The organism is Haloferax gibbonsii, from assembly GCF_001190965.1.
Taxonomy (GTDB): Archaea; Halobacteriota; Halobacteria; order Halobacteriales; family Haloferacaceae; genus Haloferax; species Haloferax gibbonsii.
Window position 1 is genome coordinate 82,984 of sequence record NZ_CP011947.1, and the last position, 13,761, is coordinate 96,744.

At 67.9% G+C, this 13,761-nt stretch carries 17 protein-coding genes; 5 read left to right on the forward strand and 12 right to left on the reverse strand.

Going from position 1 to position 13,761, the window contains the following annotated elements; translation table 11 throughout:
• Window positions 1–77: 77 nt before the first annotated feature.
• Both ABY42_RS00380 and ABY42_RS00385 read left to right on the forward strand, forming a co-directional pair.
• Entirely contained in the window at window positions 78–467 is a 390-nt protein-coding gene (locus tag ABY42_RS00380) for a hypothetical protein (protein WP_050458436.1), read from the forward strand.
• 112 nt (window positions 468–579) lie between these two features.
• Window positions 580–759, forward strand: coding sequence for a hypothetical protein (locus ABY42_RS00385; protein WP_231608290.1), 180 nt, complete (start codon window positions 580–582; stop codon window positions 757–759).
• Between the two features lie 37 nt (window positions 760–796).
• On the opposite strand, the gene hemL is transcribed toward ABY42_RS00385, so the two are convergent.
• From hemL to hemB, 7 genes are all read right to left on the reverse strand, one after another.
• Complete coding sequence (gene hemL / locus ABY42_RS00390; protein WP_050458438.1) at window positions 797–2,134, reverse strand: glutamate-1-semialdehyde 2,1-aminomutase; 1,338 nt, start codon at window positions 2,132–2,134, stop codon at window positions 797–799.
• Window positions 2,135–2,260: 126 nt separating this feature from the next.
• The gene (locus ABY42_RS00395) at window positions 2,261–2,968 is read right to left on the reverse strand and encodes a CPBP family glutamic-type intramembrane protease (RefSeq protein ID WP_004973961.1); all 708 of its coding nucleotides are present in this window, start codon (window positions 2,966–2,968) and stop codon (window positions 2,261–2,263) included.
• Window positions 2,969–3,148: 180 nt separating this feature from the next.
• Window positions 3,149–3,520 carry a P-II family nitrogen regulator gene (locus ABY42_RS19940; protein WP_004973960.1) on the reverse strand — a complete coding sequence of 124 codons (372 nt, stop codon included), beginning with the start codon at window positions 3,518–3,520 and terminating at the stop codon, window positions 3,149–3,151.
• A 3-nt stretch (window positions 3,521–3,523) separates the two neighbouring features.
• Window positions 3,524–4,894: an ammonium transporter gene (locus ABY42_RS00405; protein WP_050458439.1), complete on the reverse strand. Its 1,371-nt coding sequence runs from the start codon at window positions 4,892–4,894 to the stop codon at window positions 3,524–3,526.
• Window positions 4,895–5,273: 379 nt separating this feature from the next.
• Complete coding sequence (locus ABY42_RS00410) at window positions 5,274–5,633, reverse strand: P-II family nitrogen regulator (RefSeq protein ID WP_004973958.1); 360 nt, start codon at window positions 5,631–5,633, stop codon at window positions 5,274–5,276.
• Window positions 5,630–7,048, reverse strand: a complete 1,419-nt coding sequence (locus tag ABY42_RS00415; protein WP_004973957.1) for an ammonium transporter — start codon at window positions 7,046–7,048, stop codon at window positions 5,630–5,632. Before ABY42_RS00415 ends, ABY42_RS00410 begins: the two co-directional genes overlap by 4 nt.
• 343 nt (window positions 7,049–7,391) lie before the next feature.
• Window positions 7,392–8,375 (reverse strand): porphobilinogen synthase, encoded by a 984-nt coding sequence (gene hemB, locus ABY42_RS00420; protein WP_008091086.1) that lies wholly within the window; start codon window positions 8,373–8,375, stop codon window positions 7,392–7,394.
• Window positions 8,376–8,480: 105 nt separating this feature from the next.
• Here hemB and ABY42_RS00425 point away from each other — a divergent pair, with 105 nt between their 5' ends.
• A complete protein-coding gene (locus tag ABY42_RS00425; protein ID WP_004973955.1) occupies window positions 8,481–8,993 on the forward strand; it encodes a DedA family protein in 513 nt (170 codons plus the stop codon).
• A 77-nt stretch (window positions 8,994–9,070) separates the two neighbouring features.
• Here the strand turns inward: ABY42_RS00425 and ABY42_RS19650 are convergent, their stop codons facing one another.
• The gene (locus tag ABY42_RS19650) at window positions 9,071–9,235 is read right to left on the reverse strand and encodes a DUF6757 family protein (protein WP_004045157.1); all 165 of its coding nucleotides are present in this window, start codon (window positions 9,233–9,235) and stop codon (window positions 9,071–9,073) included.
• A gap of 75 nt (window positions 9,236–9,310) precedes the next feature.
• Window positions 9,311–10,105 (reverse strand): PHP domain-containing protein, encoded by a 795-nt coding sequence (locus ABY42_RS00430; protein WP_050458440.1) that lies wholly within the window; start codon window positions 10,103–10,105, stop codon window positions 9,311–9,313.
• 132 nt (window positions 10,106–10,237) lie between these two features.
• Here ABY42_RS00430 and ABY42_RS00435 point away from each other — a divergent pair, with 132 nt between their 5' ends.
• Entirely contained in the window at window positions 10,238–10,522 is a 285-nt protein-coding gene (locus ABY42_RS00435) for a DUF5789 family protein (RefSeq protein WP_004973953.1), read from the forward strand.
• Between the two features lie 137 nt (window positions 10,523–10,659).
• Here ABY42_RS00435 and ABY42_RS00440 read toward each other — a convergent pair whose 3' ends face one another.
• Entirely contained in the window at window positions 10,660–11,667 is a 1,008-nt protein-coding gene (locus ABY42_RS00440) for a DUF5784 family protein (RefSeq protein ID WP_050458441.1), read from the reverse strand.
• Between the two features lie 156 nt (window positions 11,668–11,823).
• Here ABY42_RS00440 and ABY42_RS19655 point away from each other — a divergent pair, with 156 nt between their 5' ends.
• Window positions 11,824–12,000: a DUF5786 family protein gene (locus ABY42_RS19655; protein ID WP_004968847.1), complete on the forward strand. Its 177-nt coding sequence runs from the start codon at window positions 11,824–11,826 to the stop codon at window positions 11,998–12,000.
• A 28-nt stretch (window positions 12,001–12,028) separates the two neighbouring features.
• Here ABY42_RS19655 and ABY42_RS00445 read toward each other — a convergent pair whose 3' ends face one another.
• Both ABY42_RS00445 and ABY42_RS00450 read right to left on the reverse strand, forming a co-directional pair.
• A complete protein-coding gene (locus tag ABY42_RS00445; RefSeq protein ID WP_004973951.1) occupies window positions 12,029–12,724 on the reverse strand; it encodes a DUF7530 family protein in 696 nt (231 codons plus the stop codon).
• Between the two features lie 76 nt (window positions 12,725–12,800).
• Entirely contained in the window at window positions 12,801–13,733 is a 933-nt protein-coding gene (locus ABY42_RS00450) for an NAD(P)H-binding protein (RefSeq protein WP_004973950.1), read from the reverse strand.
• Between the last annotated feature and the right edge of the window lie 28 nt (window positions 13,734–13,761).

Sequence of the window (13,761 nt, forward strand, 5' to 3'; positions counted from 1 at the left end):
GCCCACCAGTTCGCTCCCGCGCGCCGGGTCGAATCCGAACGGAAGACCGATACAGTCCCCGCGCGACGACCCGGACGATGCCCGCCCTCGATTCGGCCGTCCGGCAGGTCGGTGACTTCGTCGTCGTCGCGCTCCTCCTGTTCGGCCTGACCTCGGTCGTCGCGCCCCTCGACCTGCTCCTCTCGGCGCTCGGCGTCGAAGCTCCGCGGTTCGCCGGCCTCGCCGCGGCCGCGCTCGTCGCACTCGCGCTCCTCCTCGCGCGCCCGCTCCGCCTCCGCCTCGTCGCCCGCGTCTGGGGTATCGGCCTCGTCGTGACCGCGCTCTGGATTCCGCTGTTGGTCCTCCTCGAACTCCAGGGGAACCCGGTCGGAATCCTCGTCTCGTGGGCGGCCTGTCTCGGCGTCGGCGTCGCCCTGACCTACCCGCCGCTGTGGCGGGCGGCCGAGGCGCGACTGCGGGCCGAGTGAGTCGCGCTCGCGCCGGGTCGCAGTCGCGGCGAGCGATCCTCGTTCGCGCGGCCGACTCGCGTTCGTATCGATGTGCCGAACAGTTATCCGCCTTCGCGGCGACGCCTCCGACGTGAACAGGCCCCTCCGTCTCGCGCTCACCTTCGGCGTCGCGTTCGTCGTCGCGCTCCCGCTCGGATTCATCTTCGCGCCGGACCCGACGGGGGTCGTCCCGCTTTTCCTCACCGTCGGACTGGCCGCCGTCTTCGGACTCCCGGCGTACCTCGGGCTCTCTCGGGCGATAGCGTCGTAAAAATGGCTCCTTCGGCGGGTCGCAGGGCGGGACGCGCCTACAGCGCTCGCTTGTACGCTTCCAGCGTCTCCTCGATGTCCTCGTCGGTGTGGGCGTAGGAGACGAACTGCGATTCGAACTGGTTCGCCGTGAGGAACACGCCCTGGTCTTTCATCTCCTGCCAGAAGACGCGCTCCCAGCGGTCGGTCTCCGCCTTCGACACGTCCGCGCCGGTCTTCGGGCAGGCGTCGTAGTTGGGACACGACTCGACCTGCGCGCAGCCGTCGGCGCAGGCGTCGGCGCGCTCGGCCGTCCCGTGGCGCGTGAACACCGTCTTGAACATCGAGTCCGTGCCGACGACGGTGTACTCGGGGGCCTGGTCTTCGAGGATGTCCGTGATGCCCGACCGAAGCTTCTCGCCGAGGCGGTCGACGTGTCCGTACACGTCGTTTTCGGCGGCGTACTTCAGGTACTCGTGGCCCGCGGCCATCGTGACCGGGTGGCCCGAGAAGGTGCCCGACTGGAACACGTCGCCGCCGGGGGTGAACTGCTCGACGAGCTCGGCCTTGCCGCCGACCGCGCCGACGGGGAAGCCGCCGCCGATAATCTTCCCGAACGTCGTGAGGTCGGGCGTGACGCCGAACTTGCCCTGGGCGCACTGGAGCCCGCCGACGCGGAAGCCGGTGATGACCTCGTCGAAGATGAGGAGCGCGCCGTGTTCTTCGGTCACGTCGCGGAGGGCTTCGAGGTAGCCGTCGACGGGGTGGACGATGCCCGTGTTCGCCAGAATCGGTTCTGTCAGCACCGCCGCGATGTCCTCGCCGTGTTCCTCGAACACCTCGCGGACCGTCTCCTCGTCGTTGAACGGGACGGGGATGGTGTGCTCGGCGAACGAGGAGGGGATGCCGGGGGTCGAGGGCTTCGCGTTCCCGGGGCCGCCCTCGACGAGCGTGGACTCCTGTGCGCCGTGGTAGCCGCCCTGCATGACGACGATTTTGTCGCGGCCGGTGACGCCGCGGGCGAGGCGGACCGCCGAGACGGTCGCCTCCGTGCCGGAGTTGACGAACCGCAGCATCTCGACGGAGGGGACGTGTCGCGCGACGAACTCGGCGTGTTCGACCTCGATTTCGGTCGGCGCGCCGTACATCGGCCCGGCCGCGGCGTGCTTCTGGACCGCCGACTGGACGGGTTCGGGGGCGTCGTGGCCGTAGAGGAGCGGCCCGTAGCCAAGCACGTAGTCGACGTAGCGGTTCCCGTCGGCGTCGATGACGTGCGCGCCGTCGCCGCGCTCGACGAAGAACGGGTACGGTTGCGTCGCCCGGACCGAGGAGTTCACGCCGCCCGCGAGCACGGACAGCGCGCGGTCGTACAGCGCCCTTGACTCGTCGTGGTTCATGCGCGCCGGTTCGACCGCTCGCGGGAAAGACCTTACTGGGTCGGCCGCACCTGCCACCGACGAACCAGTAGACGACACGGCCGGCATGAACTGTCCGGCGTCGGGACTGCGGCGACCTACCGAGACCTACCGCGCCGTCCCGTCGGCGGCGGCGTCAGCGCCGTCGGCGTCGCCGGCGTCCTCGACCGACCCGGCCAAGAGGAGTCCGACCGCGTCGTTGAGCGCGTGGATGCAGGCGAGCGCGACCACGTCGCGCACGAGGAGGTACATAATCGTCGTCAGGAGCGCGGGGACGGCGATTCTGGCGACCGCGCCGCGCTCCCAGCCGACGGCGTGGCTCGCGGTGAACGCGGCGAACGAGACGCCGCCCGCGAGAAGCGGGCTCCCGGTGAGTTCGAGGAGTCGCTCGACGGCGTAGCCGTGGAACAGCACCTGCTCCGTGACGCCGGCGGTCCCGGCCACGAAGAGTCGGTGTCTGACCGACAGCGAGGCCAGTCCGGTCATCCCCTCGTCGAGGCCGCCCACGCCGAGTCGGTCGAAGACGGGCGTCGTCACCGCGTTCGCGGCGAACAGGAGGAAGACGCCGCCGCCGACCACCGCGACGAACGCGAGGGGGTCCAGCGAGCGGCCGGTCATCGAGGACAGCGGTCGCCCCTCGACGACGAGGACGTAGCCGCACAGGAGGGCGAAGACGGCCCACTTGTTCGCGTCGCTGACGAGGAGGTCGGCGCGGAGGTCGTCGGGTTCGGAGAGGTACCGGTCGGAGAGCAGTCCGGCGACTGCCATTCCGAACAGCGCGACGGCGAGTCCGCCGAGGTCCGCGACAGTCACCACGTGGAGCCACCGCTCATCGTCACGACGCTCGGTGCGGAGCGGAAAAACGGTTTCGCGTGGGTTCGGCTCTCGCCCCGCGAGGGGCCACCGGTACGTTCGACCGAACCGAGATAACCCCGTCGCCGGTCGGAGCGACGGGCGAGGGGACGGTACGAGAACCGCCGACAGAGAACGAGCGGCTCAGACCGCGTCGCGTCCGGTCTTGCCGGTGCGGACTTGGACGGCGCTCTCGACGGGGAAGGTGAACACCTTTCCGTCGCCTTTCTCGCCCGTGTGGGCGGCGTCGGCGATGGCGTCGACCACGTCGTCGGCCGGGATGTCGGCGACGACGCACTCGACTTTGACCTTCTGGTGGAGGTCGACGGTGTACTCCTCGCCGCGCCACTGGCTCTTTTTCGCGGGCTGAGAGCCGCGGCCGGAGACGTTGGTGACGGTCAGCGACGGCGCGCCGATTTCGGCGAGCGCGGTCTTCACGTCGGAGAGCTTGTCGGGGCGGATGACGGCCATGACGAGCTTGATGTCGCCGTCGTTCGGAAGGTCGGAATCACTCATGACTCAGTCCTCCCGGCCCGTCGTCATGAATCCATCCCCGCTCGGGACGCCGGAGCCGTCGGTGCGGATGCCGGTGTCGGCGTCGGGCGACCCGAACTCGGGGTAGGTGTCGACGCCGTGTTCGGCCGTGTCGAGTCCCTCGCGCTCGTGGTCCGAGGAGACGCGGACCTGTCCGACGGCGCGGAAGCCGCCGAAGACGAGCGCGGTCGCAGCGAACGTCCAGACGGCGATGACGCCGACGCCGACGACCTGCGGGACGGCGAGCGAGACGAAGGACGCGCCGTCGTGCCACAGCGGGACGGCGAATACGGGGTAGAGGAGCGCACCGAGGATGCCCGCGGAACCGTGAACGGGGAAGACCGCGCACACGTCGTCGATGCGGAGGCGCTTTTCGACGAACTCGAAGACGACCGGGAGCTGCGCGCCGGCGAGGAGGCCGACGACAAGCGCGCCCGGCCAGACGATGTCGTCCGCGATGGCGGTGACGCCGACGAGTCCGGCGAGGAGGCCGTTTGCGACGTAGAGCGTGTCGACCTTACCGGTCTTGTACATGGCGACGCCGCCAGCGCCGATTGCGCCGGCGGCCATGCCGAGGGTCGTCACGAGGGCGACGCGGCCAACGAAGGCGAACGAGCCGAGCGTGACCGCGCCGTCGGCGTACGCGAGGGGCGCGGCGGCGGTGCCGACGTTGAAGCCGTACCAGCCGAACGCGAGGATGAGCGTGCCGAGGACGGCGAACGTGATGGAGTGTCCGGGGATGACGTTCGCCGTGCCGTCGGGCTTGAAGCGGTTCATGCGCGGGCCGATAATCCACGCCGCGGTGAGGCCGGCGATGCCGCCCATGCCGTGGACGATCATGCCGCCCGCGAAGTCGTGGAAGCCGAGGGCGTCGAGGAAGCCGCCGCCCCAGGTGAAGCCGACGACGACGGGGTAGATGACGCCCGCGATGAGGATGGTGTACGTGAGGTACGCGCGGAGCCGGGCGCGGCCCGCCACGGCACCGGAGACGATGGTGGCGGCGGTCATGGCGAAGACGGCTCCGAACAGCCAGTCGACCCACGCCGTCGTCGCCGAGGCGTCGGGCGCGTAGAGGCTCATGAACGCGCCGGTGATGTCCAGCGCGGAGCCGCTGGTGAGGGCGGCGACGATGGACGACACGGCCGCGCCGAGCAGGAAGAACACGATGACGCCGATACTCCACGTCAGCAGGTTCTTGGTCAGTTGGTTGGCGACGTTCTTCGCGCGGACCTGCCCGGCTTCGAGCATGGCGAAGCCGGCGTGCATGAAGAAGATGAGGAACGTGACCGTGAGGACCCACACGAGGTTCACGCCCTCGACGACCGAAGCGAGGTCGGCCTGCAGGGGTGTCAACATACGATGCCTCCGGCGAACAGTTTGAGCTGTGAAGTTGGACAGTCGTTCATATTGGTGCTCGATTCGCGACCGAATGTCTCGCGAACCATGAGAGATGCTATCTACAGACGTTCATATAACGGTTCGCGTTGACAAATGCCCACAAAAAGGCGTTCTGAGAGACGTATGTCCGATATAGGATGATGTATGTGTTGTATAAGGACGTAAGGCTAGCACTCAGTAAACAAATGTTGCCACGTAACCCTACGAACGTAGTGTAGGATTAGTAATAGGAATAGTTCGGGTCGTTCGTCGAACCCCAGTCGGGTGCGCACTCACGCGGGCCGCGGCGGGAGTGGCAAACAGAGACGTCGAGCCGGTTTCGGTCGCAGGTGCGCGCTCAGACTGCCGGGTTGCCCTCCTTACCGGTGCGGACTTGGACGGCGCTCTCGACGGGGAGGACGAACACCTTTCCGTCGCCTTTCTCGCCCGTGTGGGCGGACTCAGCGATGGCCTCGACCACGTCGTCGACGGGAATATCGGCGACGACGCACTCGACTTTGACCTTCTGGTGGAGGTCGACGGTGTACTCCTCGCCGCGCCACTGGCCCTTCTTCGCGGGCTGAGAGCCGCGGCCGGAGACGTTGGTGACGGTCAGCGACGGCGCGCCCGCCTCGGCGAGCGCGGTCTTCACGTCGGAGAGCTTGTCGGGGCGGATGATGGCCATCACCATCTTGATTCCCTGTTCTTCGTCGCTCATTGGCTGTCACCTCCGTTGGCTTCGACAGCTTCGTCTTCCTCGACGCCGCCGTCGGTGCGCACGTTGCTGCCGCCGTCGGTCGCCGTGGGCGAGCCGAGCGCGCCGTCGGGACCGGCGTCGCCGACGAATTCGGGGTAGACCGAGACGCCGTGTTCGCCGACGTCGAGGCCTTCGACTTCCTCTTCTTCCGAGACGCGGAGGCCGAAGGCGGCGTCCGCGATGGCGAAGACGACCGCCGAGGCGAGGATGGTCCACGCGGCGATGACGACCACGCCGATGACCTGCATCACGAGCTGCGTGCCGGAGAAGCCGCTCACCGCGAAGACGGGAATGAGTGCCGTGCCGACCGCGCCCGCGACGCCGTGGACGGCGAAGACGCCACACACGTCGTCGATTTTGAGCGAGTCGACGGTCCAGCGGTACGCCGGCAGGACGATTGCGCCGCCGAGCGCGCCGAGGATGAGGCCGCCCCACCACGTGACGTGGGGGACGGCGCCGGTGACTGCGACGAGACCGGCGAGCAGGCCGTTGGCCATCCAGAGGGGGTCGGGCTTGCCCTGGTAGCTCGTCGAGACGATCATCGCGGCGACCGCGCCGGCGCCCATACCGAGGGTCGTCACGAGGGCGACGCGACCGAGCGCGGCACCCATGAACTCCAGACCGCCGCTTTCGGTGGTCGCGAGGACCGTCGCCTGCGTGCCGACGTTGAAGCCGTACCAGCCGAACGCGAGGATGAGCGTGCCGAGGACGGCGAGCAGCATCGAGTGGCCCGGGATGGGCTGGCTGTCGCCGTTGGCGTCGAAGCGGCCCTTACGCGGGCCGACCATCTTCGCGCCGACGAGGCCGGCGATGCCGCCGCACATGTGGACGACGGTCGCACCGGCGAAGTCGAGGTAGCCGACGCCGAGGGCGGCACCGATGTAACCGCTCCCCGAGAGGAGGCCACCGGACCACGTCATGCCCTGCACGACGGGGTAGATGAACCCGGTGATGGTGGCCGCGAAGACGATGTACGCGCGGAAGTCCATGCGTTCTGCGACCGCGCCGGAGACGATGGTGGCGGCGGTCATGGCGAAGACGGCCCCGAAGAGCCAGTCAATCCACGCGCCGGAGTCGCCGATGTACGAGAACGCGGCGGCGACGTCGAAGCCGCCGGGCGACGTGAGGCCGCCGACGATTGTCGCGACCCCCGCGCCGACGAGGAAGTAGACGAGCACGCCGAGCGCCCAGTCGGTCATGTTCTTCATCAGTACGTTGCCCACGTTCTTCGCGCGTACCTGCCCTGCCTCTAAGAGCGCGAAGCCCGGCTGCATGAAGAAGATGAGGAACGAGACGACGAGGATCCAGACGTAGTTGACCCCCTGTGCGATAACGCTCGGGTCGACCTGCAGTGGAATCACGACTGCCCACCCCATGCGGCCACGAGTGACCGTTCAGCTACTTTTGCTCCGTATCCGTGTGGATTCTGGTGCTTCATCACGGTTCGGCTTCATGGTGAGTTAGTACATAAAGTGTGGGGTTGATTTTGTCAAATTTGGTGGGGTGTAATACCACAACTGCACAAAATAGGCTAGAATATTACGCATATAAGGTTGTATATCGTCCAAGGATTTTGAGATTCTCGGAACTTCTGTGGACGAACGTTCAGGAAAATGTTGCCTGACAAGTGTGTTTTGGCCGTGCGCACCGCGGTATCGTGTCACGTAGTTCGGAGTTCGAATTGGCGGGTTCGGGGCGCTCGACTCGGCCGTCGACGCCTCAGTCGAGCTGCCGCGCCACGCGCTCTGCGAAGTACGTGATGATGAGGTCCGCGCCCGCCCGCTTCATCGACAGGAGCGACTCGTGAGCGACCCCGTCGAGGTCCAACCAGCCCTTCTCGGCGGCGGCGTGGAGCATCGCGTACTCGCCGGAGACGTTGTAGGCGGCGACCGGGTGGTCGTAGCCCTCGCGGATGGCGCGGACGATGTCGAGATACGGCAGGCCCGGTTTGACCATCAGCACGTCAGCGCCCTGTTCCACGTCGAGCGCGACCTCGCGCAGCGCCTCGCGGGCGTTCGCGGGGTCCATCTGGTAGTGCCGGCGGTCGCCGAAGGCCGGCGCGCCGTCGGCCGCGTCGCGGAAGGGTCCGTAGAAGGCGCTCTCGTACTTGGCGGCGTAGGACATGATGGGCACCTCGTCGCGGCCGGCGTCGTCGAGGGCGGCGCGAATCGCGCCGACCATCCCGTCCATCGAGGCCGAGGGGGCGACCATGTCAGCGCCCGCTTCGGCGTGGGAGACGGCCGTCTCCGCGAGCAGGTCGAGTGTCGGCCCGTTTTCGACCGTCAGCGTCGGGTCGTCCTCGGCGTGGTCCTCCAGCACTCCGCAGTGGCCGTGGTCGGTGTACTCGCAGAGACACACGTCGGTGATGACGTAGGCGTCGGTCTCGGCGGTGATGGCTCGGACTGCCTCCTGTACGACTCCGTCTCTCGCGTACGCGCGCGACCCCTCGGCGTCTTTCGACTCGGGGATGCCGAAGACGATGACGGCCTCGACGCCCGCCTCGCGGACCTCGGCGACGCGGTCGGCGGCCTCGTCGACCGGTACGCGCTCGTGACCCGGCATGGACTCGATGGGGACGCGCTCGTCGGTCGTCGCGTCCACGAAGACTGGCGCGACGAGGTCCGTCGCGTCGAGGGTCGTCTCCGAGACGAGCGGGCGAATCCCGTCGGTTCGAAGCCTGCGGGGACGGTCGGTGAACTCCATACGCCGAGTTCGGCTGGCGGCGGCAAAATGCCGTCGCTCCCGTCGCTTCGCGCCGGGTTATCCAACCCATAATGAACACGGTATCGCTCGAACCGCGCACACGACATGAGCGCCTTCACCGCCCAACTCCCGGACGTCCTTCGGGAGCTCCTCGCTTCCGACCTCGCTCTCGTCGCCCTCTTTTTCGTGTTCGTGCTGGAGGGTGCGATGCTCCTCTACGTCGCGCCGAGCGAACTCCTCGTGCCCGGGGCGCTGGTGCTGGTCGGGGAACGACTGCTACTTCCGATTCTCGCTGTCGCCGTTCTCGGCGCGACGGTCGGTCAGGTCGCGCTGTTCTCGGTCGCCAAGCGGGGCGGCCGCGAGTACCTCCTCTCGCGGTCGTGGTTCCGCGTCGGCGAGGACTCGCTCGACCGGTTCGACGGCTGGTTCGACCGCTGGGGGTCGGTCGTCGTCCCGCTGAGCAACGCGATGCTGTTCACGCGCGGGATGCTCACCGTTCCGGCCGGTCTCTCGGGTATGTCGACGAAGCGGTTCGTCGTCCTCTCGGCAACCGGAACCGTCGCGTTCGAGAGCGCGCTCGCGGCGCTGTACGTGTTCGGCGGACAGGTCCTCGCGTGACGGTCTCTCCGGCGCGGGCAACGCCCGGCGTCGCGGGGTAGGAAGGCGTTAGTGGAGGGACACCTGCTGACCGGCCGCTACTTTGTTCGATTAATGTCGAGTTTTTCCTTTAGGGCGGCGAGTTCCTCGGATTCGGCGAGTTCCTCGACTCGCTTGCGGAAGTGTCGCTCGCAGAGACCGACCTTAATGTGGTCCTTCTCCGCGGCGTATGCGGCCTCACGGTCGCAGTAGTGACACTGCATATCCCCCCTTCAGTTCCGATAGGATTTAACTCTACGCCCCACGGCACGTTCGGCGTTATTCACGGACTAACACGGTTAGAGGCCGTCTACCGCGGCGGCGAATCGGGCGAAGTCCGCCTCCGGCGGCCCGGCGCGGCCGAGGGTTTCGTCGTGGGCGTCGCTCCCGCCCGTGGCGAGCAGGTCGTAGCGTTCGATGGCCTCGTCAACGAGGGCGCGGTCGACCGCGAAGCCGTAGGGGTAGTAGCGTTCGACGGCGTCGAGGTCGGCACAGAGTTCGAGCGCGCCCGCCGGGTCGCGGTAGCGGAACGGGTGCGCGAGGCCGACCACGTCGCAGGCGTCCCGGAGGGCCGCCACGCCGTCGTCGAACGTCGGGAGTTCGCGCGGGACGTAACAGGGACCGTCCGCGCCGATGAGTTCGTCGAACGCACCTTGGTAGTCGTAGGGAGCGTCGCTGGCGTCGATAGCGCGGGCGACGTGCGGCCGACCGACTCCGTCGTGGATGTCGATGTCGAGGCGGACTCCGGTCTCGGCTTCGACCGCCGCGACGATTTCGCGGGCGCGCTCCACGCGGTTCCGCTGGAGGCGCTCGACCGTCTCGACGAGGGCGGGTCGCTCCCTGAGCCCGTAGCCGAGGAGGTCGACCCGACGGTCACCCGCGTCGACGCGCAGCTCGATGCCCCGAACGATAGTCACGCCGTCGCGTTCGGTAACCGGGGCGTCGAGGTCCGGGTGGTAGCGGTCGTGGTCCGTCACGGCCACCACCTCGACCCCGCCCGCGCGGGCCGCGTCGGGAAGCGCGTCGATAGTGAGCCGGCCGTCCGAGGCGGTCGTGTGGAGATGGAGGTCCGCGACCGGCGGGCTGTCGTCCATGCCACGTGGTCGGGGCGAGGGAGAGACAAACGTTGCGCCCAGTGTATCATTAAGGACGATTAAGGACTGCAAGGGCACTAATCAAATACATGGAAAATCATTAAGAATGATGACGACACAGCTGTGGGTGTAATGCGCCTGAACGGACTCGGCGACGCCATCGATCGCCACGAATACCCGATTAGCTCGACCGACTTCGCCCAACGCCACGGCGACGAAGTAATCGAGCTCCAGAACGGTCAGGAGACCGTCGCACAGATCCTGGCCCGTCTCGGCGACGAGACGTACACGTGCCCGCAGGACGTGCGGGACGCCCTCTTCACCGGCGTCGGCCACGAGGCAATCGGTCGTCGATACTACAGCGACCGCGACCCGTCCCCGCTCGGTGAGAACGGGCCCGAGATGGTCTCGTTCTGAGGCCGGCTCTCGTCCCGTCTCGATTTTTTCCTTTCTGACTGCGACCCGCGAGCCGTCGGCTCGGGGTCGGATTCGGATTCGGCGTACTCGACCGCGCGCCCGCGATGGGCTCGGTCCACGACCGGTCAGAACGAACGTCAGTCAGCGAGCCACGGCAGGTCCACCGGGACCGACCCCTTCGAGTAGCCTTCGACCTGTCCCGACGGGCGGAGCCGGAAGACCACCGCGGGTCGGTGCCGCACGTCGGGCTTCTCGCCCATGATGGCGGACCAGTCGTCGTCGGGGAACGACGAGCAGTCGACGAACAGCGTCACGCCGCCGCCGTGTTCGGCGAGTTGGCCCTCGCCGTTGGTCTTGGTCTGTGCCGTGTCGCGAATCGCGGCGATTGGGTTGCTCACGGAGCGCCGGTTCGGCGGGAGCGGCCGCGTCACCTCGATGAGCGCGCCGCCCGCGGGGGTGTTCTCCGCGCGGAAGTCGATGGAGTGGCCGGTCGTCACGGCGATTTCGGGCGTGATGTCGTACCCCGCCTCGTCGAGGAGGTACGCCACGTCGAACTCGCCCATCGCCGCGGCCATCCGTATCGGGTCGAAGTACTCCGAGGTGCCGAGCTTTCCGGCCATGACCTCGCGGTACTCGTCGAGGACGCCCGTGGCGAAGAACGACTCGTAGAACTCCAGGGCCTCCTCGCGGGTCGCGTCCGGGAAGCCCGCCGCGTGGTCGTAGAAGAACTCGCGGGTCGTCTCGCGGCCGTCCTTCGAGAGGAACACCGGGAGGAAGAACCACGAGAGGTGCGGATAGGGCTTCAGCCACGGCGACTGGTCGAACAGCTCGGCGATGAGTTCGCGCTGGGCCCACCGAGAGACCTCGAAGGGAGCCTCGTCGAAGCCCTCCTTGTCGGTCCGCCACAGCGAACTCGGCGTCTCGGTGTTGCCTATCCAGTAGGCGTGGTCGTCGGTCCACGCGAAGAGGGCGGTGTCGCCGTTGTCCATGTCGAACCGACGGGCCTCGTACCCCTCGGGCGGTGCGTACCACGGTGCACCCATCTCTGCGCCGAGGTTGGCGTCGAGCGGCTGGAAGATGTCGCGGGTGATGCGCGAGTCGTCCCAGCGTCCGGGGGCGTAACGAAAGCGAAGCGGGCGTGCCACACACGGTGTAGTTCGGCGATTGTTTTTACCCTTTCCTGCCGCGGGGCCCGTTTTCACCGGTGCCCTCCCCCTTCTGTCCCCGGTTCCGCCGAGTATCACGATTGTGAATCTCTCCGATAGCTATATGTGGCACACACCCACATGGTAAGTCGAACCATGTCAATGGGGGCATACGACGAAGCCGAACACGAACGCCGCGAGCGGATGACGAGCCAGGTCGAACCCGGGACCGACGACGACCGGAAGACCTACCGCGGGAGCGTCGAGTACGACTCCGGCGACTCGACCGATGCGCTGCTCGAACAGTTCAAGCGGATGAAGTCCGACGACTGACCCGTCACCTCTCCTGTTCCTGCGTACCTCACGTCCTCGTCAGCGCCGCGGCCGTCACCGACACGACGGTCACGGCGACGACGTGCCCGCCGACCGCGAAGAGGAGCACCGGCTGGTCGGCGATGAACGGGAGCAACAGCATCTGCGCGACCGCGAAGCCGACGTTCAGGAGGTTCACCCGCCTGACCGTCCCGGCGGTCGGGCCGTCGAACCGGTAGCGGACCGCACCCCAGAGACCCACGACGGCCGCCCACCACGACGTGCCGATTCGGTAACAGAGGTCCCAGAGGACGAGCAGCGTCAGGTAGACGACCACGACCGGCGGTTCGGGGCCGAACAGCGTCGTCATGAGCGGCGTCCCCGGCTGTTGCGGGTCGAAGACGAACAGGTGCGTCACGAGCGCGACGAACGCGAGCACGCCGAGGACGACCTCGATGCTCGACCCGAAAAGCAGGCGTCGATAGGGCGCGGGCACCCTCGCGGCGCGGGTCCACTCGCCCATGCGGAGCATCACGACGCTCCCCGCGGCCGCGACGACGATGGCCGCGGTGCCCGCGACCGCCGCGGCCCACAGGTCGTACACCCACGCGAAGACGAGCACGGCGACCTCGAAGACGGCGATTTGGAGGGCGATAGCGCCCGCCTCGCCGATTCTCACGCCCGGGAGCGCGCCGACGATGCTCTCGTACACCCACGTCTCGCCGTACTCCGGGGCGTCGTTCATATCCCGGCCCTACGGCCCCGCGGTATATCAATCGCCGCCGCGCTCAGGGCGCGCGGGTGGGCGGTTCGAGTCCCGCTCACGTCGGGCTTGTCGACGTCGGTTCGACGGCTCGCTCCCGAATCTCGCGCTCCTCGCGGAGCGCCCGCTCGACCGCGGCGTCGAACGGCGTCTCGTCCACCTCGACGATGTCGCGGATGCGGTCGTCGCCGACGACGACGGGGTTTTTCAGCCCCTCGATGAGCGGTCGGGCGACGCCCGTGTCCACGTCGGTCACGAGGCCGATCCAGTACGACGAGAGCCGCGGCGTCAACACGGGCACGGCGACGATTCGGGGCGCGTGGCCCAACTGCGCGCCGACGCGCTGGAGCATCTCCCGGTAGGTGAGCACGTCCGGGCCGCCGATTTCGTAGGTCTCGCCCGCCGTCTCGGGGTGGTCGAGGACGCCCGCGAGGTAGGCGACAACGTCGGTGATGGCGATGGGTTGACACCGCGTTTCGACCCACTGCGGCGTCACCATGACCGGGAGGCGCTTGGCGAGTTGGCGCACCATCTCGAAGCTCGCGCTCCCCGCGCCGACGATGATGGCCGCCCGGAGGGTCGTCAGTTCGGGCGACCCCGACGCGAGGATGTGTTCGACCTCGCGGCGCGACCGAAGGTGCGGCGAGAGCTGGTCGCGGTCCTCGCCGAGACCGCCGAGGTAGACGATTCGTCCGACTCCGGCGGACTCGGCGGCGTCGACGAAGTTGCGGGCGGCGAGGCGGTCGCGCGCCTCGAAGTCGCCGCCGGAGTGCATCGAGTGGATGAGGTAGTACGCCGCGTCGACGCCCGCCATCGCGGGGGCGACCGTCGCCGGTTCGAAGATGTCGCCTTCGACCACGTCCACGCCCGGCGGACCGTCGTAGCGCGCCGCGTCGCGGACGAAGACGACCACGTCGTGGCCGGCGTCGAGGAGGAGGGGAACGAGGTGCCGGCCGACGAACCCGGTCGCACCGGTCACGAGCACTTTCATGCTGTTCGATAACGCCGCGCACGATGTT

Excerpts from the sequence above, each read along its gene's own strand:
- hemB (WP_008091086.1), bottom strand. The coding sequence starts at position 8,375 with ATGGAGTTCACCGACCGTCCCCGCAGGCTTCGAACCGACGGGATTCGC.
- ABY42_RS00445 (WP_004973951.1), bottom strand. The coding sequence starts at position 12,724 with ATGAACGACGCCCCGGAGTACGGCGAGACGTGGGTGTACGAGAGCATC.
- ABY42_RS00380 (WP_050458436.1), top strand. The coding sequence starts at position 78 with ATGCCCGCCCTCGATTCGGCCGTCCGGCAGGTCGGTGACTTCGTCGTC.
- ABY42_RS19655 (WP_004968847.1), top strand. The coding sequence starts at position 11,824 with ATGTCAATGGGGGCATACGACGAAGCCGAACACGAACGCCGCGAGCGG.
- ABY42_RS00450 (WP_004973950.1), bottom strand. The coding sequence starts at position 13,733 with ATGAAAGTGCTCGTGACCGGTGCGACCGGGTTCGTCGGCCGGCACCTC.
- ABY42_RS00415 (WP_004973957.1), bottom strand. The coding sequence starts at position 7,048 with ATGGGGTGGGCAGTCGTGATTCCACTGCAGGTCGACCCGAGCGTTATC.
- ABY42_RS19650 (WP_004045157.1), bottom strand. The coding sequence starts at position 9,235 with ATGCAGTGTCACTACTGCGACCGTGAGGCCGCATACGCCGCGGAGAAG.
- ABY42_RS00410 (WP_004973958.1), bottom strand. The coding sequence starts at position 5,633 with ATGAGCGACGAAGAACAGGGAATCAAGATGGTGATGGCCATCATCCGC.
- ABY42_RS00425 (WP_004973955.1), top strand. The coding sequence starts at position 8,481 with ATGAGCGCCTTCACCGCCCAACTCCCGGACGTCCTTCGGGAGCTCCTC.
- ABY42_RS19940 (WP_004973960.1), bottom strand. The coding sequence starts at position 3,520 with ATGAGTGATTCCGACCTTCCGAACGACGGCGACATCAAGCTCGTCATG.
- ABY42_RS00430 (WP_050458440.1), bottom strand. The coding sequence starts at position 10,105 with ATGGACGACAGCCCGCCGGTCGCGGACCTCCATCTCCACACGACCGCC.
- ABY42_RS00435 (WP_004973953.1), top strand. The coding sequence starts at position 10,238 with ATGCGCCTGAACGGACTCGGCGACGCCATCGATCGCCACGAATACCCG.
- hemL (WP_050458438.1), bottom strand. The coding sequence starts at position 2,134 with ATGAACCACGACGAGTCAAGGGCGCTGTACGACCGCGCGCTGTCCGTG.
- ABY42_RS00405 (WP_050458439.1), bottom strand. The coding sequence starts at position 4,894 with ATGTTGACACCCCTGCAGGCCGACCTCGCTTCGGTCGTCGAGGGCGTG.